This is a genomic window from Agrobacterium sp. 22094 (genome assembly GCF_052046015.1).
Classification (GTDB): domain Bacteria; phylum Pseudomonadota; class Alphaproteobacteria; order Rhizobiales; family Rhizobiaceae; genus Agrobacterium; species Agrobacterium cavarae.
Genome location: NZ_JBQEPX010000003.1, coordinates 87,331 through 111,743, shown reverse-complemented (window position 1 = coordinate 111,743; position 24,413 = coordinate 87,331). Strand labels below are relative to the sequence as shown.

Below are 24,413 nucleotides of genomic sequence, written 5' to 3'. Positions count from 1 at the left end.
TTCCATGGCCAGCAAGACAATCGAAGACATTGCTTCAACGATGAAGAAGATCGACTTCTGCATGATGGCAACGCACGGCTCATCCGGCGCCATCACCAACCGCCCGATGAGCAATAATGGCGATGTCGCTTATGATGGCGATTCCTGGTTTTTCTCGATGAAGGACACCCACAAGGTCTCCCACATCAATCGCAATTCTCAGGTGACGCTTTCCTTCACCGAGCCGCCAAGCCTGCTTGGCAAACCCGGCATGTTCATTTCGATCGAGGGCGCTGCAGAGCTCATCGAGGACAAGGCCGCCTTCGAGCGCCACTGGGTGTCCGACCTCGATCGCTGGTTCACAGAAGGCGTCGACACCCCCGGTTTAGTCCTGATCAAGGTGCGTGGCGTTCGCGTGCAATATTGGGACGGGGAAGAGAACGGCACGATCGAACTCTAGAGCGCCGTGCGTCCTATCGGACGCACAAAGGACGCTCTATCTTTTTTGATCTACGCATCGTGCTTTCCGAAAGTCGATTCCGATTTTCGGGATGGCGCTGTGACGGGGCTAGCGAACTTTCAGATTCGCTCCGTATGCTGTGAGTTCTTCTCCTGCCGTATGTCGTTATCGCAAAGCCGTCACGCAGTTTTGCGCGACATGCGCCAGGCTGGAATCGCGTAGAACTCGGCGGATGGATTGACGATAGTGGGTCTGATCACAACCGCCCCTGCTTTGAGCCCCGTTATTTCACATTCGGTCGACCGTCGAATCAACATCTTCAGGCTCCGCCAAGCCCTTCTGACATTCCCTTTGCGATCACCTGCAATTGCGATCCGAGTTCGGATATTCTGTCGTCGCTTGCTTCGCTGCGCAACATACTGATCGCAATTCCTGCAACCGCGGAACCCGAGTGATCTCGAAGTGCTGCCCCAATACAGATCATCCCCTCACGGATTTGCCCATCGTCAATAGAAAAGCCACGTTCTCGCGTGAGCTCAAGCTCCTTCTCCAGCTCTTCGACGGTGCGGACGCTGCGTTGCGTCAGGGGCTTGGGAAAATCGGCCAGCAGATGATCGAGTTCTTCACGTTTAAGATCCGACAACAGTATCTTGCCAGTGGCAGTAAACGGTGCCGCCAGTCTCATGCCGATGCGGAATGTCTGGCCTAAAGGCTGATCTGAGTTACGACAGCCAACATAGACGACCTCTGCGCCTTCGCGTACCGTCAGCGTAACAGTGTAGGGGTCAAGTTTCCGGTCCCGTGCAAGCACTTCCTGAAATGTCGTGACGATGTCGAGCTGCGACAAAAAGGCGTTCGCCCATCTGAGTGGATGAGGTCCAATCTTCAACGTTCCATCCGGCGATCTCGCCACAAGATCGAGCTCACTCATCACCGCCAGGAGTCCGTGGGCCGTGCTCTTCGGCAGACCAAGTGCGCGGGCGATTTCAGCAGCCGTCAGATTTTTGCCAGAGGTGAGAATATCGAGAATGCCAACTGCCCGGCGCAGGGCCGGTACCGTTTGCGCGGACGAAGAGTCGGGCTCGTCATTTTGCATTTCGTCTCCTTGACAGGATCGGCAACAGCGATCATAGTTCAATACACGGACCACGGTTCAATTAGATGAACTTATCTGGAGATCGCACAGTGCTCAAGTTGAGAAATCCTCGCCTTCTTACAGATGCATGTTTGATCAACGGAAAATGGATTCAATCGGATAGTTCCCAAACGATCAAGGTTGAAAATCCGGCGACCGGGAAGGTCATCGCTGAAGTTCCGTCACTGACATCCAGCCAGGTAGCGCACGCTGTCGAGGCAGCTGAACAGGCTTTGGTCGGTTGGAGAACCCGCTCCGCCAAGGAGCGCGCATCCATACTGAGGCGCTGGTTCGATCTGATGGTGGCAAACGCCGACGATCTCGCAGCGCTGATGACGGCAGAACAGGGCAAGCCGCTCGCCGAAGCCAAGGGTGAAGCGCTCTATGCCGCCTCCTTCGTGGAGTGGTTTGCAGAGGAAGCAAAACGGGTCTACGGCGAAACCATTCCTGCGCCCACCACCGACAAACGCATCACCATCCTAAAACAGCCGATCGGTGTTTGCGCTGCCATCACGCCCTGGAATTTTCCGGCGGCGATGATCACCCGCAAGGCCGCGCCAGCGCTTGCCGCAGGCTGCACGATGATCGTCAAACCTGCAGAGCAGACGCCGCTTACAGCATTGGCGCTTGGCGTTCTTGCTGAGGAAGCCGGCATTCCCGCCGGTGTGCTGCAGGTGGTGACAGGCGAGGCACGGGAGATCGGAAAGATCTTTACCGAAAGCGACACGGTGAGGAAGATATCCTTCACCGGATCGACCGAGGTTGGACGCGTTCTAATGGCGCAATCGGCCCCGACAATCAAGAAACTCTCTCTCGAACTTGGCGGCAACGCACCGTTCATCGTCTTTGACGATGCCAATATCGATGCGGCAGTCGAAGGCGCGATTGCATCGAAGTATCGTAATGCCGGGCAGACATGCGTGTGCAGCAATCGCATCTATGTCCAGTCAGCAATCTTCGACATCTTTGCGCAGAAATTGGCCACAAAAGTGAACGCGATGAAGGTCGGCATTGGTACCGAAGAGGGCGTGACGATCGGTCCGTTGATCGACGAGGACGCTGTCAAGAAGGTCGAGGAACATGTGGCCGACGCTCTGGCGAAAGGTGCTGCTATCATCACTGGCGGCGGACGACACGCACTTGGCGGCACCTTCTTCGAGCCGACCGTTATTGCGGGCGCGACAAAGACCATGAGGGTCGCGCGCGAGGAGACGTTTGGACCGGTTGCGCCACTTTTTCGCTTCGAGACGGAAGAAGAGGCGATTGCCATGGCCAACGACACCGAGTTTGGTCTGGCGGCGTATTTCTACACCGAAAACTTCAGCCGCACATGGCGCGTCGCGGAAGCGCTGGATTACGGCATGGTCGGTCACAACACCGGCCTGATCTCCAACGAGGTTGCCCCCTTCGGTGGCGTCAAGCAATCCGGCCTTGGCCGAGAGGGCTCCCACTTCGGCATCGATGAATATCTTGAAATCAAATATCTCTGCTCGGCTCTAAGCTGAGACGTGATTGGGAGGATACTATGACCATCAATCCGTTCGAGTTTCGAACCGTCCCCTCCATGCAGGTCGCCTGGGGCGGGGCAGCAAAGCTCGGTGAAATTCTGGCTGGCCGTTTCGTACAGCGAAAAGCGCTTCTGATAACCGACAGCGGTCTGGTGAAGGCAGGGCTTATCCAACCGATTGCCGAGGCGCTGTCTGTCAGCGGCTTTTCCGTCGAGACCTTCGACAGGGTGGTTGCCGATCCGCCCGAACATGTGGTTGCGGAATGCGTCGCCTCCGCCAAAGCCTTCGGCGCGGATATCGTCATCGGTCTTGGCGGCGGTTCGTCGCTCGATATCGCGAAGCTTGTGGCTGTGCTTCTGGTTTCCGATCAGTCACTCTCGGACATGTACGGCATCGGCAACGTCAAGGGTTCGCGTGCGCCTCTGGTACTGGTTCCGACCACGGCCGGAACGGGCTCCGAGGTCACCAATATCTCGATCATCACCACCGGCGAGACCACCAAGATGGGCGTAGTTTCGCCTCAGCTTTATGCGGATTTCGTGCTGCTTGACGCAGAGTTGACGGTGGGCCTGCCGCAAGTCCACACCGCTGCCACCGGCATCGATGCAATGGTTCACGCGATCGAAGCCTATACCAGCAAGCACAAGAAAAACCCGCTCTCCGATTGTCTGGCGCGCGAAGCCCTGCGTCTCCTGGGAGACAATCTGGTCGCAGCCTGCAAGGATGGCAAAAACCGTCACGCAAGAGAAGCCATGTTGCTCGGCGCCACGCTGGCCGGTCAAGCCTTCGCCAACTCGCCGGTAGCGGCCGTGCATGCTCTCGCTTATCCGCTTGGCGGACACTACCACATTCCCCACGGCCTCTCTAACGCTCTCATGCTCGGCCCCATCCTTCGTTTTAACGCCGCTGCAGCAGCACCGCTTTATGCGGAGCTTGCCGACGTATTGAAGGTGCCGGGCGAAGGTGACGCGACCACGCGATCCACCGCATTCGTTCAGCACATGGAAAAGCTGATGGACGAGAGCGGTGCGCCGCGCCGTTTGAGAGATGTCGGCGTTACCGACAACAGCCTCGCAATGTTGGCGGCGGACGCCATGAAGCAGACGCGTCTGCTCGTCAACAACCCCGTCGAGGTGCGCGAGGAGGATGCGCTGGCGCTTTATCGGGAAGCGTTCTGATCACACAAACCATTCAGCAATCTACTCTCAGGGAGGAAACGTTTATGACCGATATCAGGCTTTATATGCTTCAATCCGGAACCTTGAAGTGCAAGGTGCACAACATCAAGATGAACCAGGGAGACGGCGCGGACTACGAAATTCCCGTTCCTTTCTTCCTGATCACCCATCCGGACGGGCATACGGTCATCGATGGCGGCAACGCGATCGAAGTGGCAACCGACCCGCGCGGCCATTGGGGCGGCGTGTGCGATGTCTATTGGCCGGTTCTGGACAAGGATCAGGGCTGCGTCGATCAGATAAAGGCGCTCGGCTTCGACCCTGCTGACGTCAAATACGTCGTCCAGTCCCACTTGCATCTCGATCACACTGGCGCCATCGGTCGCTTTCCCAATGCCACCCATATCGTCCAACGCCGGGAGTATGAATACGCCTTCACGCCGGACTGGTTTGCGGCAGGCGGCTATATCCGAAAGGACTTCGATAAGCCGGGCCTGAAATGGCAGTTCCTCAACGGCGCGGATGACGATCTCTACGACATCTACGGCGATGGCACCCTTACGACCATATTCACCCCCGGACACGCTCCGGGCCACCAGTCCTTCCTGGTGCGAGTGCCGGATAGCAAGCCGTTGCTGCTCACCATCGACGCTGCCTACACGCTCGATCACTGGGAAGAAAAGGCATTGCCAGGCTTCCTCGCCTCCACTGTGGACACCGTGCGTTCCGTACAGAAACTCAGAACAATTGCCGATAAGACAGATGCGATCGTGGTGACGGGGCATGACCCCGACGCTTGGTCGACCTTCAAAAAAGCTCCCGAATATTACGGCTGATATGCCGTTCTCATCGGCGGCGAGGCTCCATCCACGTCGAAAAGGTTGAACTCAGTTTCAAAAACAGAAAAACCGGGCTCTGCATCAAGCAGAGCTCGGTTTTTTTTGATTGAGCTTTACGGTGCGCAGCCCTTTAAGGCGCGCGACTGAATGTTACAGCTGAACCTTGTCGAAAGCCTTGGGATCGATGCCAAGCGCATCGAGATCAGAACCGGCAGGCTTGCGATGGGCACGCACAGCGGCGGAAACCGAAACGGCGGCGCCGAAAACAGCAAGGGTTTCACTGAAAAACTTACGCGATGTCTTTGCAACCGAACGCATTTCTTTCTCCTTTTGGGTTGACCTGAATATGGGTAAATCCACCCGTTTCTACAACTCGTGATATAGCGGGGGAGCCATGCGGCAGAGCTCGAACTCCTTCGGATGACAGCTACGGCAAATTTGCATGGGTGATGGCGCTTTGACTACGGCCCCGATTTTGTTAATCCGTGGAGAGAAAGGGAGATTGAGAGCATGGCGACGGTCATTTACGGCATCAAGAACTGCGACACGATGAAGAAGGCGCGCAGTTGGCTGGAAGCGCACGGCATCGACGCCGCCTTTCATGACTACAAGACGCAAGGCATCGATCGCGCCCATCTGGAAGCTTGGTGCGAGGCGGCGGGATGGGAAACCGTTCTGAACCGGGCGGGGACCACTTTCAAGAAACTGGACGATACGCAGAAGGCCGATCTGACCCAAGAGAAGGCGATCGGGCTCATGCTGGAGCAACCGTCGATGATCAAGCGCCCGGTCCTGGAAAGCGACGGCGAGATCACTGTCGGCTTCAAGCCTGATACCTACGCTTCGATTTTCGGCAAGTAGGCTCCATGTCCAAGACGACCCGTGCAACGCAGATGCTAACCAAGGCCGGCGTGGCTTTTACCACCGTATCCTATGAGTACGATCCGAATGCCGAGCGCATCGGTCTTCAGGCAGCCGAGTCCATTGGCGAGCCGCCGCATCTGGTGCTGAAGACGCTGATGGCCGAGGTGGACGGCAGGGCCGTCTGTGTTGCCGTCCCTTCCGACCGGGAAGTCAGCATGAAGAAGCTGGCGGCAGCCTTTGGTGGAAAGTCCGCCCATATGATGAAGCCGGCCGATGCCGAGCGGGCAACCGGTTACCATGTGGGCGGCATCAGCCCCTTCGGGCAGAAGAAACTGGTTCCCACAGCGATCGAGGTTCAGTCGATGGAACATGCATACGTCTATATGAATGGCGGCCAGCGCGGGCTGCAGGTACGCCTTTCGCCCCAAGATGCGCTCGCTACTTTGAAGGCGAAGGCTGCCCCGCTTGTCGCAGACTGAGCATTGCCGTCTGGGAAGGTGGTTGGCTTTCCCGATGGATGGTCTATTGTCCAAACCCATTCAAGCAGACATGTGAAGGCAGATCATGAGCGTTTCTCCTATCGATCCCGTCAAACTCGAAAAGCTGGCCGAAGTCGCCGTCAAGATTGGACTTCAGCTCCAGAAGGATCAGGATCTGGTGATCACGGCGCCGCTGGCGGCCTTGCCGCTGGTCCGTTTCTTGACCAAGCACGCCTATATGGCAGGCAGCGGCCTGGTCACCACTTTCTATTCCGATGAGGAAACGACGCTGGCGCGCTATCGCCATGCAAGTGACGCCAATTTCGACAAGGCGTCCGGCTGGCTCTACGAAGGCATGGCAAAGGCTTACGCCAACGGCGCAGCAAGACTGGCAATTTCCGGCGACAACCCCATGCTTTTGTCTGAACAGGACCCGACCAAAGTCGCGCGCGCCAACAAGGCCAATTCCACGGCCTACAAGCCGGCACTTGAGAAGATTTCCAACTTCGACATCAACTGGAACATCATCTCCTACCCCAACCCATCCTGGGCCAAGCAGGTCTTCCCGGATGTCAGCGAAGACGACGCCGTTCGTAAGCTCGCGGATGCGATCTTCGCAGCATCGCGTGTGGATGTCGCCGATCCGGTGGCAGCCTGGGTCGAGCACAATGCCAATCTTGCCAAGCGCTCCAAGTGGCTGAATGGGGAGCATTTCGCCTCGCTGCGCTTCACAGGCCCCGGCACTGATGTCACCATCGGCCTTGCAGACGGCCATGAATGGCACGGCGGCGCCTCCATGGCGAAGAACGGTGTCACCTGCAATCCGAACATCCCGACCGAGGAAGTTTTCACCACACCCCATGCGCTGCGCGTGGACGGTTATGTCTCCAGCACCAAGCCGCTCTCCCATCAGGGCACGCTGATCGACAATATCCAGGTGAAGTTCGAGGCCGGCCGCATCGTCGAAGCCAAAGCCTCGAAGGGCGAATCGGTGCTGAACAAGGTGCTCGATACAGACGAGGGTGCGCGGCGCCTCGGCGAAGTGGCGCTGGTGCCGCATTCCTCGCCGATTTCGGCAAGCGGCATTCTCTTCTACAACACGTTGTTCGACGAAAACGCCTCGTGCCATATCGCGCTCGGCCAGTGCTACTCCAAGTGCTTCATCGACGGGGCGACGCTCAGCCAGGATCAGATCAAGGCGCAAGGCGGCAATTCCAGTCTGATCCACATCGACTGGATGATCGGCTCCGACAAGGTCGATATCGACGGCATCAAGCCAGATGGCTCCGTCGTGCCCGTTATGCGCAAGGGTGAGTGGGCCTGATCTCGGCACGGGCCCTCTAGAGCGCCGTGCTTCCTTTTGGACGCACGGCGCTCCACGTTTTGAATCGGCGCACCGTGCTTTGCGAAAATCGAGTCCGATTTTCGGGCCGATGCTGCAGGATGAGAGGCCCGGCCCGCCACCGCGGCAGAGCGATTGGCGACAGCGATCGTAACGGATCGCCGCTCGTACCTGCTAATCGCTCTCGATCGCTTCTGAAGAGCGCGTGTCTATTAGACTAAAGTCATAAGCCAAAAGCATCGCTCTTCCTTTCGTTAAAATTCTGTCACTTTGGAATCAGGTGCATCGCGCCCGGAAGGGCCAGTTCGAGGGGAGTCGAGCTGTTGCGATGCGTCTTCTTGATTTCTGTGGAGGACAGCCAATGGCAAATATAGCAGCGACGGGCGTGGAAAAGGCCCGCCCCATGACGGGGGAGGAGAAGAAGGTCATTTTCGCCTCTTCTCTCGGTACGGTTTTTGAGTGGTACGACTTCTATCTCTATGGTTCGCTTGCCATCTATATCGGCGCGAACTTCTTCAGCCAGTATCCGGAAACGACGCGCAACATCTTCGCGCTGCTGGCCTTTGCGGCGGGCTTCCTCGTTCGTCCCTTCGGCGCTCTGGTCTTCGGCCGTCTCGGCGATATCGTCGGACGTAAATACACCTTCCTCATCACCATTCTGATCATGGGCTTCTCGACCTTTGTGGTCGGTATTCTGCCAGGTGCCGCACAGATCGGTATTGCAGCGCCTATCATCCTCATTCTGCTGCGCATGCTTCAAGGTCTGGCACTCGGCGGTGAGTACGGCGGTGCTGCGACCTATGTGGCAGAGCACGCGCCGAACGGCCGTCGCGGCTATTACACCTCGTGGATCCAAACCACCGCGACACTCGGACTCTTCCTGTCGCTGGTCGTCATTCTCGGCGTGCAGTTCAGCCTCGGCAAGGAAGCTTTCGCAGCCTGGGGCTGGCGCATTCCATTCCTGCTCTCCGTCATTCTGCTCGGCGTATCGGTCTGGATCCGCCTGAAAATGAATGAATCCCCTGCCTTTAAGAAGATGAAGGAGGAGGGCAAGACCTCCAAGGCCCCGCTCAGCGAAGCCTTCGGTCAATGGAAAAACGCCAAGATCGCCATCATCGCACTTCTCGGTGCGGTCGTCGGTCAGGCAGTCGTCTGGTACACGGGCCAGTTCTACGCCCTCTTCTTCCTCCAGAGCATTCTGAAGGTGGATGGCCAGTCAGCAAACATCATGGTCGCCTGCGCTCTTCTGCTCGGCACCGGCTTCTTCGTTCTCTTCGGTTGGCTCTCCGATAAGGTCGGCCGCAAGCCCATCATCATGGCTGGCCTCGTTCTGGCGATGCTGACCTACTTCCCGCTGTTTAAAGCGCTGACATGGGCGGGCAACCCAGCCCTTGCTGAGGCCCAAGCGACCGTTCGGGCAACAGTGACGGCTGCCCCCGGGGACTGCAAGTTCCAGTTCAACCCAACAGGCACGGCAAAGTTCACGACATCCTGCGATATCGCAACCTCGTTCCTGACCCGCAACTCCGTTCCTTATGATGTGGTGGAAGGTCCTGCGGGACAACCCGCCACCGTCAAGATCGGCAACACCACCGTAAACAGCTACGACGCTGTGGCAGCAGGTGCAGACGCAGCCGCCAAGGATCGCACTTTCCAGAAGCAGATCAACATTGCCCTGCATGACGGCGGTTATCCGCTGGTTCGTGGCGCCGCTCAGGTTCCAGCCGCAAAGCTCGACGCTTTTGTTGCTGCAAACCCTGAACTGGCGCTCAACGCCGATGCCATCCGGGCAACGCCTTCCAAAACCGTGCCGGTTGACAAGCTTGTCACCGACAAGCTTCTGACACCGGCGGAAGCCAGTGGCGCAACCGAGATGGCCGTCTATACGGTTCCGGGCGGCGGTGCCTTTAGCATGGTTGCCGATCCGGCAGCCGTGAACTGGGTGGTCATCATCGCGGTTCTGACCGTTCTCGTCATCTATGTGACGATGGTCTACGGCCCGATCGCAGCGCTTCTGGTCGAGCTCTTCCCGACCCGCATCCGCTACTCCGGCATGTCCCTGCCCTACCACATCGGTAACGGCTGGTTCGGCGGTTTGCTTCCTGCAACGGCGTTTGCGATGAGCGCTGCCAAGGGTGATATCTACTACGGCCTCTGGTACCCGATCGTCTTTGCCGGCATCACGCTTGTGATCGGCCTGCTCTTCCTGCCGGAAACGAAGGACCGCGACATCCACAAGATGGATTGAGGACCCCTCAGATCCAAAAGAAAACCCGGCGAGACGATCGCCGGGTTTTTTGTTGCTCGAGAATGGGAAGCTTAGGCCTTCAGGCCCTGCAATTCGGCATTGACGCGATCGCGCCAGGGGCGGTTCTGAACGAGTGCTGGCGGGAAAAGTCCGTCGATAGCGAATAAGGACGCCGACGGGTCGCTCGGATCGACATTGCCCGCGGCGACAAGGATTTCCTCGCGACGTGGATCGTCGAGATTTCCGCGCTTGTGGATCGAGGCGATCCAGAGCGCGATCACATAGGCAAACTCCGCAGCATCTTGGCCCGCCTCCAGCGTTTCCACGGTTGCCGCCAGAACACGCTGCGGCAGCTTCTGGCTGGTGTCCATGGCAATCTGAATATTCTTGTGCGCAATCGTCGGATTGGCAAAGCGCTCGACGAGCTCATCCATATAGGCAGGCAGGTCAATGCCCGGCACCGGATCGAGTGTCTTGACCGCTGCCTGCATGTGCCGCCTGACCTTCTCGACGAATTCCGGCACAGCCATCACGTCGCGCACGAACTCCAGGTCATTTATGATGCCAAGATGGGCAATCATCGTGTGCGGTCCGTTGAGCAGACGCAGCTTCATCTTCTCATAGGGTTCGACGGCCTTGGCGAAGACAACACCGCCCGCTTCCCAAGCGGGTCGACCAGAGACGAAATTCTCTTCGATGACCCACTGCATGAAAGGCTCTGTCTCGATCGACAGCGTGTCTTCAACGCCAAGAAGTGCTTCCGCCCTTGCGCGGCTCTCGGCCGTTGCCGCTGGAACGATACGGTCGACCATGCTGCACGGGAATGCACCATTTTCGGCAATCCAGCGCGCCAGTTCGGGATCGCGACGTTCCGCCATGTCGAGGACAAGGCGACGAACCACGTGACCGTTGGAGGGCAGGTTGTCGCAGCAGAGAACGGTATAAGGAGCGATCCCCTTCTCACGACGCTTCGCAAGACCCTCAACGAGGAAACCGACCGCACCGACCGGCGCGTGAGGATTGGCGAGATCGGCCGCGACGGAAGGATGCTTCAAATCCAGACCACCCGTGACGGGGTCAAGACCATAGGCCTTCTCGCTGACAGTCAGTGTGACGATCTTGATGGTTTCGTTGGCAAGATAGTCGAGCACATCCGTGCCGCGTTCTGCAGCGCAAAGCCAATCAACCGTGGCGCCGATGACTTCCGCCGTGTCGCCCTCTGCGTTACGAACGATGATCGAGTAGAGACCATCCTGCTCGGCAAGCGCTTCCACCGGATCAGGGGACCGTAGATTGACCGCAACGATGCCCCAGCCGCCGAACTGTTCCGACAAAGCCCGCTGCGTATAGACGGCCTGATGGGCGCGGTGGAAAGCGCCGAGCCCCATGTGGATGATGCCGGGCTGCAAATTCGCGCGGTCATAGGAAGGCTGTGCAATGACGTCAGGCAATAGGGTTGAAGAAGACAATCTGCTCATAATCAAATGATTCCATAGTTGGGATGAGAAAGGGTACGTTCGATACCGCGAAGTTCCGCGAGACCCTTCAGCCGGCCGATAGCCGGATAACCGGGCTGGGCGCCGCGGGTCACATCATCCAGGATTTCCTGTCCGTGATCCGGTCGCATGGGTATTTGATGATCGGAAAGACCGGCATCCAGGCGGCGCTTCTCTTCTGCGAGAAGGGCAGCAATCACCGCAACCATATCCGTTCCACCTTCCAGATGCTCGTCCTCAAAGAAGGAGCACGGCACGGTATCGGTGTCGCGGGTGACGTTGCGCAGGTGAACGAAGTGGATGCGATCGGCAAAGCGCTTGGCGATGAAAGGCAGGTCGTTATCCTGTCGCGCACCAAGAGATCCGGTGCAAAGGGTCACGCCGTTCGCGCGGCTATCGACCGCTTTGAGCATATGTGCGTAATCTTCTTCCGTCGAGAGAATGCGCGGCAGACCGAGCAACGGCCACGGCGGGTCGTCGCCATGGGCGCAGAGATTGATGCCGACCTCTTCGGCCACCGGTACGACCTCGGAGAGAAAATCGATGAGATTCTGCTGCAGCCTTGCCCGATCGATACCATGATAGCTGCGCAACTTCTCCAGAAGCTGGTCGAGCGTGTAGCCATCGGCGGAGCCGGGAAGGCCAGCGCCGATGTTCCTGCCAAGTGCGGCAATCTTCGCGTCCGGCATATCGGCAAAGCGGCGTGCCGCCTCGTCCACCAGCCAATCGGGATAATCGGCAGCAGCGTTCGGGCGCTTGAGAATATGAATATCGAAAGCGGCAAAATCGGTCAGGTCGAAGCGCATTGCTCTCGCCCCGTGGCGGGTTTCCCATCTGAGATCGGTTCGCGTCCAATCGAGCACCGGCATAAAATTGTAGCAGACGGTGCGGATACCGCTCGCTGAGAGCCGGCGAAGCGTTTCCTGCCAGTTGGTGATGTGCTGCTTCCAGTTGCCCGTCTGGGTCTTGATGTCTTCCGACATCCAGACGCTTTCCACCACATCCCAATAAAGCCCGCCGGCCTTGATCTCCGCATGACGCTTCTGGATTTCCTCCACAGGCCAGGCATCGCCGGTTGGAATGTGATGCAACGCGCTGACGATGCCGACAGCACCGGCCTGTGCGGCGTCCTGAACCGTCACTCTGTCCACTGGTCCGAACCAGCGCCATGTATGTCTCATGATCCTATCCTCTGAATTTTAATTCTGGTCGCTGAAGGTGATCTGCACCTTGCAGGCCACCTGGCGGTCACCGGCCTGCTCGAAGGCCGCAACAGCCTGTTCAAGCGGAAAATGATGCGAAATGATCGGCCGCACATCGATGGCGCGGGACGAAATCAGCGAGACGGCCTCACCGAACTCTGCGTCGAAACGTTGCGACCCGCGCCAGTTGATTTCCTTACCCACCAGAAGGTTGAGCGGAATGGTAATGTCTCCCGTCACTCCCACCTGCACAAGGGTGCCGCGCGGCCTGATAGCACTAAAGGCGGATCGAAGCGCAGGCGCGGCGGCCGAGCAATCGAATACCACGTCGAAACTGCCCTTGTTTTCCTGATAAGGCGCTAGCGCCTCCGGGTTACCGGCAACGTTGATTGTTCCTGTCGCCCCCATGGCCGGTGCGCGGGCGATGGCAGCGTCTGTAAGGTCGGTCACGATGATTTCGGCCGCACCTGCGTGTCTTGCGGCGGCAACGGTCAGAAGCCCGATCGGCCCCGCTCCGGTGACGAGGACGTTTTTGCCGGAAAGATCGCCCGCTTGCGCAACGGCATGCAGGCAAACAGCCAGCGGTTCGGCACAGGCGGCCTCATGTGCGCTCACGCCCTCGGCGAGGGCAAAACATTGCTTCGCAGGTACGACCAGATGGTCGCGGAACATGCCCTGCTCATGCGGCAGTCGCATGGCGCTTCCCATGAAACGCATGTCGAGGCAATGGATGGGTTGTCCCTTGAGGCAATAAGCGCATTGGCCACAGGGCTGCGATGGATTGACGGCTACCAGCGCACCGATCGCAAGACCGCTGACACCCGCGCCGAGTTGCTCGACATAGCCTGAGGCTTCATGGCCGGAAATGATCGGCTCGCGCACCTGTACAGGCCCAAAACCGCCATCCTGATAATAATGCAGGTCCGATCCGCAGATGCCTCCGGATGCCATGCGCAGAAGGACTTCGCCCTCCCCCGGTGCGGAATATTCCTGCGTTTCGACCTTGAGGTCTCTTTTGCCGTAAAGACGCGCCACGCGTGTCAGCATTTCCAGTCGACTTTCCTTGTCGTGACAGAGGAGGTCCGCGCGAGCCTAAACCGCGCGGACCGATTTCATACCCTATCGGATCAGACCCATTTCCGTTGGTAGCCACAGCGTGATTGCCGGAATGAAGGTGATCAGGATCAGCGCCACGAAGAGCGGAACGAGCCAGGGCAGAATGGCAATCGTCGTGCGCTCCACCGAAAGCTTCGCCACACGGGACAGAACGAAGAGCACCATGCCGAGTGGCGGATGCAGGAGACCGATCATCAGGTTCAACGTCATGATCAGACCGAAATGCACCGGATCGATATGGAACTGCAAGACCAGCGGCAACAGGATCGGCACGAGAATGGTGATGGCCGCAATCGTGTCAAGGAAGCAACCGACGAACAGCATTAACAGGTTGACCAGCAGGAGGAAGATCCATTTGCTGTCGGTCAGCGTCAGGATCGCTGCCGAGAGCAGTTGGGCCGCCTGGCTGACAGTCAGGAGCCATGCAAAGACCGAAGCCGCCGCCACGATGAATAGAACCGATGCCGTGGTTTCGATCGTGTCGAAGGTCGCCTTCGCCAGCGTCTTGAACGTCATCGTGCGATAACGAACAAGACCGAGGAAGAGCGACCAGAGCACGGCCGCGACCGCCGCTTCCGTCGGCGTGAACCAGCCCATCGTCATGCCGCCGATGAGAATGACCGGCGTCATCAGCGCCATCACGGCGGAGAAGTCGAAGTACCAGTCGCAGAAGATCAGCACGGCCAGCACGATCAGGATGGAGAGGTTCAGCGACATGCCAAATAGCGTCAACACATAGATGCCGGCGGGAACGAGCATGACGATGAAGACTTCCAGCGAGGCACCGAAGATGGTGCGCAGGCTGAAGGGCGTGTCTGAACCCCATTGCTTGACATAGGCGAAGACCGCAACAGTGATCATCATCAACAACGTCATGACGACACCGGGCACGATGCCCGCCATGAACAACGCCCCGATGGAAACGTTGGCCATCATCCCGTAAATGACGAAGGGCAAGGAAGGCGGGAAGATGGGCCCAAGCGTTGCCGAAGCGGCGGTGACGCCGACAGCGGCTTCCACCGGATAGCCGTGATCCTTCATCGCCTTGATTTCGATAGTGCCGATGCCGGCAGCATCTGCCAGGGCCGTGCCGGACATGCCGGAGAAGATCACCGAGCCGATGATGTTGACCTGTGCCAGGCCACCCTTCATCCAGCCGACGAGGGCCACGGCGAAGGAGTAGATGCGCCCCGTCACGCCGGCAGAGTTCATCAGGTTTCCGGCCAGGATGAAGAACGGGACCGCGAGAAGCGGAAAGCTTTCAACGCCCGCGATCATGCGTTGCGCCGCGATGATATCCGGCGCGACATTATAGAAGACGATGTAGAGCAGCGACGACGTCGCCATGGAGATAGCCACCGGCAGGCCGACGACCATCAGAAGGAGGAAAGAACCGATCAGCAGCAGCATCTCAAATCTCCTCGCTCGACTGGAATTCTTCCGGTCGCTCGAGAACCGAATAGCCGCGACGCTGATTGGCCACGAAGACCTGGATCGCGCGCAGGAACATCAGCACGAAGGCGCCGAAGACAGTGTAGAAAACGATATTACGTGGCAGCGCCACGGTGACCATTTCCTCATCCGCAACGATCTCCAGATAACGCCACATCAGCCATGAGCCGTAGGCGAAAAAACCGATGCGGATGATATCGACCGCGATCGCCATGATGCGTGTCAGATGCGGTGGAAGGTAGTGATAGAGAACATCGACCTGGATATGGCGCGACATGCGCACGCACATGACCGAGCCAAGGAAGACGACCCCGATCAGGCAGTTGACGGCGATTTCTTCGGTCCAGGCATAGCTGTCATTGAGAACGTAACGGGTGAAGAACTGGAGGAAGACGCATCCCGTCATCATCCAGAACAGGGCGAGCGTCAGCCAGTCTTCGAAGGCATAAACGGAAAGGTCGGTATCGGGCGGTGCCTCGTCAAAAGTATGGGCAAGCTCCTCGGGCGTAACCTGAGTATGGATTTCCTGCGTCATTGAATTGTTCCGGTTGGAGCATCGGCGCGAGCAGCAGTTTCGAGATGCGCTCACCTGCCGGTGCTGAAAACGAGAAGGGTGGCGCGGAGACGAGCTCCGCGCCAGGCGCAATTTACTGGATGGCGCGGATCGCTTCCCAATCGGTCTTGTTGTATCCGAAGTCTTCGAACTTCACCTTGTCGAGCACGTTCTTTTCGAAGTCGGCCTTGTCGACTTCCGTCACCGTCAGGCCACGCTTCTTGAAGTCGTCCACGAGCGCCACTTCACGCTCTTCGATGATCTTCGTCGTCTTGGTGGCAGCCTCCTGCATCACGTCGACGAAGATTTTCTTGTCTTCGTCAGACAGGCTCGCCCAGCGCGACTTGGAGATCACCGTATTGAGATGGTCGACGATATGGCCGGTCAGAACGATGTTCTTCTGCACTTCGAAGAACTTCTTTGCTTCGATGGTCGTCAGCGGATTTTCCTGCGCGTCGACCGTGCCGTTTTGCAGCGCGAGGTAGACTTCGGCAAAAGCGATTGGCGTGGTGTTGGCGCCGCAGGCGCGCGGCATGGCAAGATAGGCCGGCACATCCGGAACGCGCATCTTCACGCCGTTCAAGTCACTGCACTTTTCGATCGGCTTGTTCGATGTCGTGTGACGCGTACCGTAATAGCTGACCGCCGTGATGACGTTGCCGGTCTTGTCCTCGTAACCCTTGGCAAGACGCTTGAAGACATCGCTCTTGGTGTAGGCGATCAGGTGCTCCGGATTGCGGAAGATGTAAGGGAAGTAGGTGACGCCAATTGGCTTGGAATCGCGCGCTGCAAAGCTCGAACCGGAAATGATGATATCGACCGTGCCGAGTTTCAGGCCCTGGTTGATATCGGCTTCCTTGCCGAGCTGGGATGCCGGGAACACGTCGATCTTGTAGCGACCCTCCGTGCGCTTCTCGATCTCCTTCGCCGCCCATACCGATTCCGTGTGGAACGGTTCTGTGGTCTCGTAAACATGGGCCCATTTGAGCACGGTTTGCGCCTGCGCAGACAGCGCAGAGGCCATGATGATGGCTGTGGCACCCAGCAGGCTTCTCAATCTGAACGTCATTTCTGTCTCCTCCCGAAATAGTGTCAGATGTTGCTTCTCTACCGCCGCGCCGAACGCGGCAGCACCTTACCTCCCCTCAAGCCTCCTCTCCGAAGCTTTGAGAAAATCTCTTTTGCGACTGGCTGAGATGTCGCTGCATGGCAGCTTTCGCCGCCTCCGGATCGTTTGCGGCAATTGCATCACGGATCACCACATGCTCCTCAAGCGCCAGGCGCCAGGTCCGCGGCCCTTCGAAATGGCTGGCAAGACGCTCGAAGTAAGGCGTCATGCGGCGGTCGAAGATATGTCCGGTGAAGCGATGGAGTGTGACATTGCCGATGATGTCGGCGATCGCCAGATGAAACGCCCGGTCGTGAACCAGCATCTTCACCGCGTCGCCGATGGCATCTTCCATCCGCTTCAAATTCCCATCCAGCAGAGCGACATGCGAGGCATTGGCGCGCTTTGCCGCCTCTTCAGCAATGCCACCTTCAATGATGCTGCGCGCCTGGAGAATTTCGAAAGGCCCGTCGCTGTCGTCCGCAGGCAAGATCGAGTGCGCTTTCGGACGTTGGCTTACATAGACCCCTGAGCCCATGCGGATCTGGATGTAGCCTTCAACTTCCAGCACGATCAACGCTTCGCGAACGGTCGGCCTTGATACGGCAAAGCGTTCGGCAAGATCGCGTTCTGCCGGAAGCTTGGCTCCGTCCGCGATTTCTCCTGCCTCTATCAACGTCCTGATCTGATCCGCCACCTGCCTGTGGAGGCGACGCGGCTCAAGCGCCACAAACATGATATCCCCTCCCGCTGCGGCATCTGGTAAAGTGGTCTTACCAATCATCTCCATTAAGGCTGTTTCGCCGATGAAGTCAATTGGTAAACGTGGATCTCGCTTCCGACCCCGTTACATCAGGCAAATGGCTGCGTAATACCCAATCGATTTGCCAGATCTGCGAATGACTGCCGCGTCGCCGGGTCCAGGACGACACCTTGACGCTCCCTTTCGGCCGCGACTTCCCACTCGCGGTCCCCTGGCGCCATCACCCGCGCGCCCTCACGTGCCGGTGAGTTTCGCAACGAGTCCAGATAACGCGTCATCGCTCCCTCGAAGACGCTTTTCTCCAGAAATGCCTCGGGCTTCAGCGCAAGAACGAAGGCACCCATGCCGCGTGGCGTGGAAAAATCCGGGCCACCCATGGATGCGATGTCGAAGCTGAGCTTCATACCGGTCAACACCGCGCTGAAGATTTCCGCCAAACCGCCAAGTGCTGCGCCCTTGAAGCCGAACTCGCCACCAAGCGGCGCAAGCATGGCCGCAGCATGCGGATCCTTGGTGTCATGGCCGCCTTCGTCAGACGCGGTCGCATTGGGCAATGGCTGACCAAGGCTCCGATAGAGCAGCACACGGTTATAGGGGATGGAGCTCGTCGCCATATCGAGAAGCCACGGGTTGTCTCCAGCGGACGGAACACCAACCGCAATCGGATTTGTGCCGTGAAAACGCTGCGCGCCGTCGTGCAAACGCACGAAGCTATCGGAGTTGCAGAAGGTGATGCCGATAAACCCTCGCTTGGCTGCCTCAAGCGAATAGGCGCCGGCGGGACCAAAGTGTGAGGTGTTGCGAATGGCAACGGCCCCGATGCCGAACTGCGTCGCAAGCTCGGTGGCGTGGGTCATCGCCGTATAGGCAGCCAGCGCCCCGTGCGCATCATCCGCATCCAACGTCTCGACAGCGCCCAGCCCAGCCACCTTGCGAAGGCGGGGTGTGCGGTTGATGCGTCCACCCTGCATAGCGGTCACATAATGGTCGAGCAGACGAACGCCGTGGCTGTCCACGCCATAGCGTGTTCCATGCATCATGGCACGCGTCGCCGCATCCGCTGTTGGGGCATCAGCACCGCAAGCGGCGAAGACCGCGCGGCAGAACCGGTCCAGCAATGTCAACGGGACATGGGCGCGCACTTCGTCTCGCAGCATCCCGGCTTCTCCTTCTCAAAATGTCTTATGCATACACTAGACATTGTTTTTTGGCCGTGCAATCCCTGTAGCGCTAAAAACGATTGCTGGTCAGCAACCAGACCGAGAGCGAGAGAGGAGAACGATGAAGAGCGCCACGACCGGAATCGCGCCCCGCCTGTACCGTAGAGCCTGCGATCTTCTGGCTGCGGACATCGCCAATGGCGTCATCGTTCACGGTACGAGGCTGACCGAGACCATGGTGGCCAATCGCTTCGGCATCAGCCGCGCACCCGCACGCCAGGCGCTGGCTGAACTGGAGCGTCTTCATCTAGTGCGCAAGGCCGAGAGCCGCGGCTATGATGTCGTGGCAAAAAGCAAATCGGTGCCAAAGATACGCACAACCGATGAGAGTTCGGTCCCCACGACCGACACTATGCGCATGCAGCCGAGATCCAGTTGGGAACTCATCTACGACAATATCGAGATCGAGATCGTCTCGCGCACATCGCTCGCAGATTGGCGAATAAACGAGGCGATGCTGGCCAAGCATTATGGCGTCAGCAGAACCGTGGCGCGTGATGTCGTCGCGCGTCTGCAGCAGCGCGGTATCGTTCACAAGGACGAGAGCGGGCGATGGTATGCACCGGCGCTCACGGCCAAGCATATCGACGAACTCTATGAGCTACGCTGGATTCTCGAGCCCGTCGCGCTGGAAAAGGCGGCCGCCAATTTTCCGGACGGGCTGCTGCTCTCCTTGCGCAAAAACGTTGCGGACGCCATCCACTCGATCGACAAGATCGACGGCGAAATGCTCGATGCGCTTGAACAACAGTTGCATGTCGAGCTGCTCGGCTACTGCGAAAACGCCTCGCTGATGCGTGCCATCAGCCTGCCGCAGGCGCTGCTCGTCGCCCACCATTTTCTCTATCACTGGACAATGGGGCTTTTCGACACCGAGCCCTTCCTGCCGGAACACCTGGCGATTTTCGACAGCCTTCTGGCAGGCGATATCCAAGGGGCGAAAGCCGGGCTGACACGCCACCTGCAAATCTCCAGAAGCCGCGCGATGATGCGCATCAAAGCCGTTGCGGAGGTCATTTCGCCTGACGAGCTGCCTTATCTCGAGAAGATGGAAGGCGGCTGAGCAGCAGAATTTTACAAGACATACCACCCGATAACCGGAGGAGGGTTATCCGTCATGAAAATTGCATCTATCCATCCCTTCATTCTTCATCTGCCGCTCACGTCCGATTCCATTTCGGACTCGACCCATTCCATCACCCATTGGGGCGTCGTCGGCACGAAGATCGTCACAACGGATGGGCTGGAGGGTTACGGCTTTACCGGCACGCATGCACATCTCGCCTCGGACCGGCTGATCACTGCCTGCATTCGCGATTGCTATGCGCCTCTTCTGATTGGCGAAGATGCCAATGACCATTCGCGGCTCTGGACCAAGCTTGCCCGCTATCCATCGCTGCAATGGGTCGGCCGTGCAGGCATCACCCATCTGGCACTTGCCGCGGTCGACGTCGCGCTCTGGGACTTGAAGGCGAAGAAGGCGGGCCTTCCGCTGTGGAGCTATCTCGGCGGAGCCCGCACTGACAAGCTTGAGGCTTACAATACCGATATCGGTTGGCTCTCATTCACGAAGGACGCTCTGATCGAGGGGTCGGCAAGAGCCGTCGATCAGGATGGCTTTACCCGGCTAAAGATCAAGGTCGGTCACGACGATCCGAATGTCGATATCGATCGGCTGACGGCGGTTCGCGAGCGTCTTGGCGGGTCGGTGCGCATCGCCATCGACGGAAATGGCAAATGGGATCTGCCGACCTGCCAGCGTTTCTGCGCGCTCGCACGGGATCTGGATATCTACTGGTTTGAAGAACCGCTCTGGTATGACGATGTCGGCAGCCACGCAGCACTCGCCCGCAACACGGCAATTCCGATCGCGCTCGGTGAACAGCTCTACACGGTCGATGCCTTCCGCTCCTTCATATCAGCGGGCGCGGTCGCCTATGTTCAGCCGGATGTGACCCGGCTTGGCGGCATTACCGAATATATTCAGGTGGCGGATCTGGCCCTGGCGCATCGCCTGCCCGTCGTGCCGCATGCAGGCGAGATGAGCCAGGTCCATGTCCACTTGAGCTACTGGCACCCGGCCTCGACGATCCTCGAATACATTCCCTGGATCAAGGATCACTTCGAGGAGCCGGCAGATGTTCAGGGCGGCGTCTACAAGCGGCCGCAACGCCCCGGCGCTGGCACGACCGTGCTGGAAAAAAGCTTTGCCCGTTTTGGCAAAAGCATAGGCTGAAGCGACGTTGGCGCGTTTAGAGCGTGCGATAAGCCCGCTTGAAGTAAAGCAGCGCCTCTTCCCCTTCTCCTACGGCAGTATCGACCACATCGCATATGATGATGTCGTGGGTACTGCCATCATGGATTGCGCGAACACGGCAATCGAAGGAGGCGAGTGCGCCTTTCAGAATCGGTGCACCGGTTTCGAGCGACGACCACTCACCGCCTGCGAAACGCTCCTCCATCGGGGTCTTGCCTCCGAAGAGCTGGCTCAATGGCTGCTGATCTGCTGAGAGCGTGTTGACGCACACGACGGCGTTCTCAAACAACATCCGATACGCCGATGAACTGCGATTGATGCAGACGAGAAGGGTTGGGGGATTGTCCGATACGCTACAGACGGCGGTGGCGGAAAACCCCGCCCTGCCTGCCGGTCCATCTGTGGTGACGATATTGACTGCGCCGGCAAGCTGCGCCATCGCGTTTCTGTAGTCCAGGCTGCGCTCTTCCGCAGTCTTAATCCCCATTGCGGCTTCCTTCTCACCATCTGACATACGCATCTCAAGCGACTGTTCCTAAAGAGTCGTCAAATACAGGACGTCTGTTCCGCTCCACATTAACGTCTCGAGGCCGCAAGGGAATCGAAAATTCTTCCCGCAGCGAATAAATGCGGGCCGACCTCAATTCGCTGTCCCCCAGAGCGCCTTACGTCGTCTTGTTGGATGCACAAACAAAGCCTTACCTTCTTGAAGACGCGCATCGTGATTTTTGCGAAATTTCAAGCCTGATTTTTACACCTCTATTGGTGACAGAAAAAAAGCCCCAGACGACGTCCGGGGCCTTTCATCAGCGATGCTGATCGCGCAGTTTCAGAACTCTTCCCAGCTGTTTGCCTTCAGCGCCGCGTTCCCGTTGAAGGAAGACGCAACGCGATTGACGAGGCTACGAACTGGAGAGCGCTGAGGTGCCGCGGATGGAACGACGGGACGTGCCGAGACCGCCGTCTGAGCGCTGCGCTGCGAACCCGTTTCGAACGCGCCCACGAGGGAAAACAGCGAATCCGCCTCTCTGGCGAGCGAGTGGCTGGCTGCCGTCGACTCTTCCACCATGGCAGCGTTCTGCTGCGTGCCCTGATCCATTTGGGAAACCGCGTTATTGATTTCCTTGATACCGGTGGACTGCTCACGCGATGCCTCAACGATTGAGAGCACGTTGACGCTGATATCCTTCACCTGCGCGACGATGTGGGTGAGCGCCTCACCCGTCTCACCGACAAGGCCAACACCGTTTTTGACATGATCGCCTGACTTTGCAATCAGTGCCTTGATGTCCTTTGCAGCACTGGCCGATCGTTGGGCAAGCTCGCGCACTTCCTGGGCGACGACAGCGAACCCCTTACCGGCCTCACCCGCGCGTGCGGCTTCGACACCAGCATTGAGTGCTAGCAGATTGGTCTGAAACGCAATCTCGTCGATGACTCCAATAATATTGGAAATCTCTCTTGAAGACGCTTCGATCTCGTTCATGGCGCCGATGGCCTTTGTCACGACAACGCCGGAGCGTTCTGCGTTTTCACGCGTTTCGCTCACGAGGCGACCGGCTTCCTCTGCCCGGCGCGTCGTATCCGCCACCGTGGTCGTGATCTGCTCCAGCGCCGCGGCGGTCTCTTCGACCGACGCTGCCTGCTGTTCTGTGCGTCGTGCCAAATCGTCGGCAGATGCTCTGATCTGGTTGGAACCCGCCGCAATCCCCTGCGCGTTTCCGCTGACCTTTATGATCGTATCCTCAAGCCGCTCTATCGCACCATTGAAGTCCACGCGGATCTTGTCGAGACGGTCAGCGAAGCTGTCTTGGATGCGGTAGTTCAGCTTGCCGTTTGCAAGAGCGCCGAGACCCGCACCGAGCGTATCGACCACGTGCTGCACTTCCGCTGCGTCCTGGGCCTGCCGCGCTTCGCGCTCCAAACGTTCACGTTCAGTGAGCGATCGGTTGGCCTCGGCTTCGGCCTCAAGCTTGAGACGCTCCTGGGCGTTGGTTTTAAAGACTGCAACGGAGCGAACCATTTCGCCGATCTCGCTGCAGTCAGGTTCAACATCCAATGCAGCATCGGCGCGACCTGCTGCGAGTTCACGCATGGTGCCAACCACGCTGCCGATAGGGCCCGTGATCGAGCGGGTAATGATTGCGGCAAGAACAGCCACGACGGCAAGGACACCTAAGGATGTTAGAATTGATACAGTAAGGCCACGTTGTTCAGACGTCGCAACGCCTGTAGCATAGGCACTCAGTTCCGCACCGACTTTGTCTTCGACCGTCTTGAGAACGTTGATGCGGTCCGTGGTCGCTTTGTACCAAGCTTCTCCGCTGATGCCACTCAACTGGCCTCCAAAGGGCGCCTGTAGAAGAACAGAGCGCTGCGTATCGACAAGCTTGGCGGCATCGCTGCCAAGTGCAGCCTCCAGCGCTGATTTTTCAGCAGCACCTGCATAGGAATCGAAGATCGAGAAATAGACGCCCTGCATGGCACCGAGGCGAACGAATTTCTGATAGCTTTCGGGAGTGATGCTTCCGGTGGTAAAGGCCGCGGTTCCGACTGTTCGTTCCTGGCCCGCCCGTTCCTTCCCTTGCAGGAGTGCAGAATAAGCGATTATCCGATTGGAAATGCGGCTGTCCGACGTCAGAGAACTCATCGATTCGATGAGCTTGATCTGGCTGCCGATCGTATCGGCGAAATAAGCACCAATATCGGCAACAGATGCCTTTAGCGAGGTAATGTCCTGCCGCATGGCGTCAAGCTTGTCGAGCTTTGCTTGCGCGGTAATGGCGAGCTGCATGAAAGCAGGAGTGCCGGCGGCTTCTTCGGTCGTCAGATTAAGCTTTCGAAATCTCGCAATCGCGGCATCGGTCACGAGGCGCTGTTTTTCGAGAAGAGGTCCGAACTCGCCCTGCCCCTTCGCACCCACAAAGCCGGCAGAGGCACCGCGCTCCTTCTGAATTTCGTGGACCATACCACCGATCAGAGGTGCCATGGCTGAGATCTCAGAGACGGAACTGGCTTGAGAGGCAACGTCCAGCCTTCGGAAATTATCTTGGACCACAGCGCCTAGGAGGGCGATTGTAGGGATAGCGGCAACCACGACGATGCGGGTGCTGATTTTCAAGTTCCTGAAAAAATTCACTTTTGCCTCGATCCATCTGAAGACTCTTCGACGGCGCTTGAACGCCTGCGACGACTTTCGTCATGGATGAAGGTA

The 24,413-nt window shown here is 58.2% G+C and carries 22 protein-coding genes; 10 read left to right on the top strand and 12 right to left on the bottom strand.

What is annotated here, in order from left to right; all coding sequences use genetic code 11:
- The first annotated feature begins 4 nt into the window (after positions 1-4).
- Entirely contained in the window at positions 5-439 is a 435-nt protein-coding gene (locus ACTJK5_RS15380; protein WP_111847278.1) for a pyridoxamine 5'-phosphate oxidase family protein, read from the top strand.
- Positions 440-758: 319 nt separating this feature from the next.
- Here ACTJK5_RS15380 and ACTJK5_RS15375 read toward each other — a convergent pair whose 3' ends face one another.
- Entirely contained in the window at positions 759-1,535 is a 777-nt protein-coding gene (locus ACTJK5_RS15375) for an IclR family transcriptional regulator (RefSeq protein ID WP_111847277.1), read from the bottom strand.
- Between the two features lie 89 nt (positions 1,536-1,624).
- Here ACTJK5_RS15375 and ACTJK5_RS15370 point away from each other — a divergent pair, with 89 nt between their 5' ends.
- The 3 genes from ACTJK5_RS15370 to attM are packed head-to-tail and all read left to right on the top strand — an operon-like array spanning position 1,625 to position 5,096.
- Positions 1,625-3,079: an NAD-dependent succinate-semialdehyde dehydrogenase gene (locus ACTJK5_RS15370; RefSeq protein ID WP_111847276.1), complete on the top strand. Its 1,455-nt coding sequence runs from the start codon at positions 1,625-1,627 to the stop codon at positions 3,077-3,079.
- Positions 3,080-3,099: 20 nt separating this feature from the next.
- A complete protein-coding gene (locus ACTJK5_RS15365; RefSeq protein ID WP_111847275.1) occupies positions 3,100-4,260 on the top strand; it encodes an iron-containing alcohol dehydrogenase in 1,161 nt (386 codons plus the stop codon).
- A 44-nt stretch (positions 4,261-4,304) separates the two neighbouring features.
- Positions 4,305-5,096: an AttM family quorum-quenching N-acyl homoserine lactonase gene (attM, locus tag ACTJK5_RS15360; protein ID WP_062423647.1), complete on the top strand. Its 792-nt coding sequence runs from the start codon at positions 4,305-4,307 to the stop codon at positions 5,094-5,096.
- 153 nt (positions 5,097-5,249) lie between these two features.
- Here the strand turns inward: attM and ACTJK5_RS15355 are convergent, their stop codons facing one another.
- Complete coding sequence (locus tag ACTJK5_RS15355) at positions 5,250-5,417, bottom strand: hypothetical protein (RefSeq protein WP_165457025.1); 168 nt, start codon at positions 5,415-5,417, stop codon at positions 5,250-5,252.
- A 192-nt stretch (positions 5,418-5,609) separates the two neighbouring features.
- Here ACTJK5_RS15355 and ACTJK5_RS15350 point away from each other — a divergent pair, with 192 nt between their 5' ends.
- The 4 genes from ACTJK5_RS15350 to ACTJK5_RS15335 all read left to right on the top strand — a co-directional run bounded on the left by ACTJK5_RS15350 (position 5,610) and on the right by ACTJK5_RS15335 (position 10,032).
- Positions 5,610-5,960 (top strand): ArsC family reductase, encoded by a 351-nt coding sequence (locus ACTJK5_RS15350; protein ID WP_440598835.1) that lies wholly within the window; start codon positions 5,610-5,612, stop codon positions 5,958-5,960.
- Positions 5,961-5,965: 5 nt separating this feature from the next.
- On the top strand, positions 5,966-6,442 hold the full coding sequence (gene ybaK, locus ACTJK5_RS15345) for a Cys-tRNA(Pro) deacylase (RefSeq protein WP_440598834.1): 477 nt from the start codon (positions 5,966-5,968) through the stop codon (positions 6,440-6,442).
- Between the two features lie 85 nt (positions 6,443-6,527).
- Positions 6,528-7,766: an aminopeptidase gene (locus ACTJK5_RS15340; protein WP_440598833.1), complete on the top strand. Its 1,239-nt coding sequence runs from the start codon at positions 6,528-6,530 to the stop codon at positions 7,764-7,766.
- A 379-nt stretch (positions 7,767-8,145) separates the two neighbouring features.
- Positions 8,146-10,032, top strand: coding sequence for an MFS transporter (locus ACTJK5_RS15335; RefSeq protein WP_440598832.1), 1,887 nt, complete (start codon positions 8,146-8,148; stop codon positions 10,030-10,032).
- Between the two features lie 71 nt (positions 10,033-10,103).
- On the opposite strand, the gene ACTJK5_RS15330 is transcribed toward ACTJK5_RS15335, so the two are convergent.
- From ACTJK5_RS15330 to ACTJK5_RS15295, 8 genes are all read right to left on the bottom strand, one after another.
- A complete protein-coding gene (locus ACTJK5_RS15330) occupies positions 10,104-11,513 on the bottom strand; it encodes a mannitol dehydrogenase family protein (protein ID WP_440598978.1) in 1,410 nt (469 codons plus the stop codon).
- On the bottom strand, positions 11,513-12,709 hold the full coding sequence (uxuA, locus tag ACTJK5_RS15325) for a mannonate dehydratase (RefSeq protein ID WP_440598831.1): 1,197 nt from the start codon (positions 12,707-12,709) through the stop codon (positions 11,513-11,515). The genes ACTJK5_RS15330 and uxuA overlap by 1 nt, the downstream gene beginning before the upstream one ends.
- 18 nt (positions 12,710-12,727) lie before the next feature.
- Entirely contained in the window at positions 12,728-13,777 is a 1,050-nt protein-coding gene (locus ACTJK5_RS15320; protein ID WP_440612817.1) for an L-idonate 5-dehydrogenase, read from the bottom strand.
- Positions 13,778-13,849: 72 nt separating this feature from the next.
- Complete coding sequence (locus ACTJK5_RS15315; protein WP_440612816.1) at positions 13,850-15,256, bottom strand: TRAP transporter large permease; 1,407 nt, start codon at positions 15,254-15,256, stop codon at positions 13,850-13,852.
- Between the two features lies 1 nt (position 15,257).
- Positions 15,258-15,833 carry a TRAP transporter small permease gene (locus ACTJK5_RS15310; RefSeq protein ID WP_440598829.1) on the bottom strand — a complete coding sequence of 192 codons (576 nt, stop codon included), beginning with the start codon at positions 15,831-15,833 and terminating at the stop codon, positions 15,258-15,260.
- Positions 15,834-15,945: 112 nt separating this feature from the next.
- The gene (locus ACTJK5_RS15305) at positions 15,946-16,920 is read right to left on the bottom strand and encodes a sialic acid TRAP transporter substrate-binding protein SiaP (protein ID WP_440598828.1); all 975 of its coding nucleotides are present in this window, start codon (positions 16,918-16,920) and stop codon (positions 15,946-15,948) included.
- A 76-nt stretch (positions 16,921-16,996) separates the two neighbouring features.
- On the bottom strand, positions 16,997-17,695 hold the full coding sequence (locus ACTJK5_RS15300) for a FadR/GntR family transcriptional regulator (RefSeq protein WP_440598827.1): 699 nt from the start codon (positions 17,693-17,695) through the stop codon (positions 16,997-16,999).
- 116 nt (positions 17,696-17,811) lie between these two features.
- Positions 17,812-18,879, bottom strand: a complete 1,068-nt coding sequence (locus ACTJK5_RS15295; RefSeq protein WP_440598826.1) for an Ldh family oxidoreductase — start codon at positions 18,877-18,879, stop codon at positions 17,812-17,814.
- Positions 18,880-19,003: 124 nt separating this feature from the next.
- Here ACTJK5_RS15295 and ACTJK5_RS15290 point away from each other — a divergent pair, with 124 nt between their 5' ends.
- Positions 19,004-20,005 carry a GntR family transcriptional regulator gene (locus ACTJK5_RS15290; protein ID WP_440598825.1) on the top strand — a complete coding sequence of 334 codons (1,002 nt, stop codon included), beginning with the start codon at positions 19,004-19,006 and terminating at the stop codon, positions 20,003-20,005.
- Between the two features lie 54 nt (positions 20,006-20,059).
- Complete coding sequence (locus ACTJK5_RS15285) at positions 20,060-21,178, top strand: mandelate racemase/muconate lactonizing enzyme family protein (RefSeq protein ID WP_113179862.1); 1,119 nt, start codon at positions 20,060-20,062, stop codon at positions 21,176-21,178.
- Between the two features lie 16 nt (positions 21,179-21,194).
- Here the strand turns inward: ACTJK5_RS15285 and ACTJK5_RS15280 are convergent, their stop codons facing one another.
- Positions 21,195-21,719, bottom strand: coding sequence for a flavin reductase (locus ACTJK5_RS15280; protein ID WP_112520606.1), 525 nt, complete (start codon positions 21,717-21,719; stop codon positions 21,195-21,197).
- A 309-nt stretch (positions 21,720-22,028) separates the two neighbouring features.
- Entirely contained in the window at positions 22,029-24,188 is a 2,160-nt protein-coding gene (locus ACTJK5_RS15275; protein ID WP_112359034.1) for a methyl-accepting chemotaxis protein, read from the bottom strand.
- Between the last annotated feature and the right edge of the window lie 225 nt (positions 24,189-24,413).

Bases quoted from the DNA above. Each gene is read 5' to 3' on its own strand.
- ACTJK5_RS15380 (WP_111847278.1), top strand. From the start codon at position 5: ATGGCCAGCAAGACAATCGAAGACATTGCTTCAACGATGAAGAAGATC.
- ACTJK5_RS15375 (WP_111847277.1), bottom strand. From the start codon at position 1,535: ATGCAAAATGACGAGCCCGACTCTTCGTCCGCGCAAACGGTACCGGCC.
- ACTJK5_RS15365 (WP_111847275.1), top strand. From the start codon at position 3,100: ATGACCATCAATCCGTTCGAGTTTCGAACCGTCCCCTCCATGCAGGTC.
- attM (WP_062423647.1), top strand. From the start codon at position 4,305: ATGACCGATATCAGGCTTTATATGCTTCAATCCGGAACCTTGAAGTGC.
- ACTJK5_RS15355 (WP_165457025.1), bottom strand. From the start codon at position 5,417: ATGCGTTCGGTTGCAAAGACATCGCGTAAGTTTTTCAGTGAAACCCTT.
- ACTJK5_RS15350 (WP_440598835.1), top strand. From the start codon at position 5,610: ATGGCGACGGTCATTTACGGCATCAAGAACTGCGACACGATGAAGAAG.
- ybaK (WP_440598834.1), top strand. From the start codon at position 5,966: ATGTCCAAGACGACCCGTGCAACGCAGATGCTAACCAAGGCCGGCGTG.
- ACTJK5_RS15340 (WP_440598833.1), top strand. From the start codon at position 6,528: ATGAGCGTTTCTCCTATCGATCCCGTCAAACTCGAAAAGCTGGCCGAA.
- ACTJK5_RS15335 (WP_440598832.1), top strand. From the start codon at position 8,146: ATGGCAAATATAGCAGCGACGGGCGTGGAAAAGGCCCGCCCCATGACG.
- uxuA (WP_440598831.1), bottom strand. From the start codon at position 12,709: ATGAGACATACATGGCGCTGGTTCGGACCAGTGGACAGAGTGACGGTT.
- ACTJK5_RS15320 (WP_440612817.1), bottom strand. From the start codon at position 13,777: ATGCTGACACGCGTGGCGCGTCTTTACGGCAAAAGAGACCTCAAGGTC.
- ACTJK5_RS15315 (WP_440612816.1), bottom strand. From the start codon at position 15,256: ATGCTGCTGCTGATCGGTTCTTTCCTCCTTCTGATGGTCGTCGGCCTG.
- ACTJK5_RS15310 (WP_440598829.1), bottom strand. From the start codon at position 15,833: ATGACGCAGGAAATCCATACTCAGGTTACGCCCGAGGAGCTTGCCCAT.
- ACTJK5_RS15305 (WP_440598828.1), bottom strand. From the start codon at position 16,920: ATGACGTTCAGATTGAGAAGCCTGCTGGGTGCCACAGCCATCATCATG.
- ACTJK5_RS15300 (WP_440598827.1), bottom strand. From the start codon at position 17,695: ATGTTTGTGGCGCTTGAGCCGCGTCGCCTCCACAGGCAGGTGGCGGAT.
- ACTJK5_RS15295 (WP_440598826.1), bottom strand. From the start codon at position 18,879: ATGCTGCGAGACGAAGTGCGCGCCCATGTCCCGTTGACATTGCTGGAC.
- ACTJK5_RS15290 (WP_440598825.1), top strand. From the start codon at position 19,004: ATGAAGAGCGCCACGACCGGAATCGCGCCCCGCCTGTACCGTAGAGCC.
- ACTJK5_RS15285 (WP_113179862.1), top strand. From the start codon at position 20,060: ATGAAAATTGCATCTATCCATCCCTTCATTCTTCATCTGCCGCTCACG.
- ACTJK5_RS15280 (WP_112520606.1), bottom strand. From the start codon at position 21,719: ATGCGTATGTCAGATGGTGAGAAGGAAGCCGCAATGGGGATTAAGACT.
- ACTJK5_RS15275 (WP_112359034.1), bottom strand. From the start codon at position 24,188: ATGGCACCTCTGATCGGTGGTATGGTCCACGAAATTCAGAAGGAGCGC.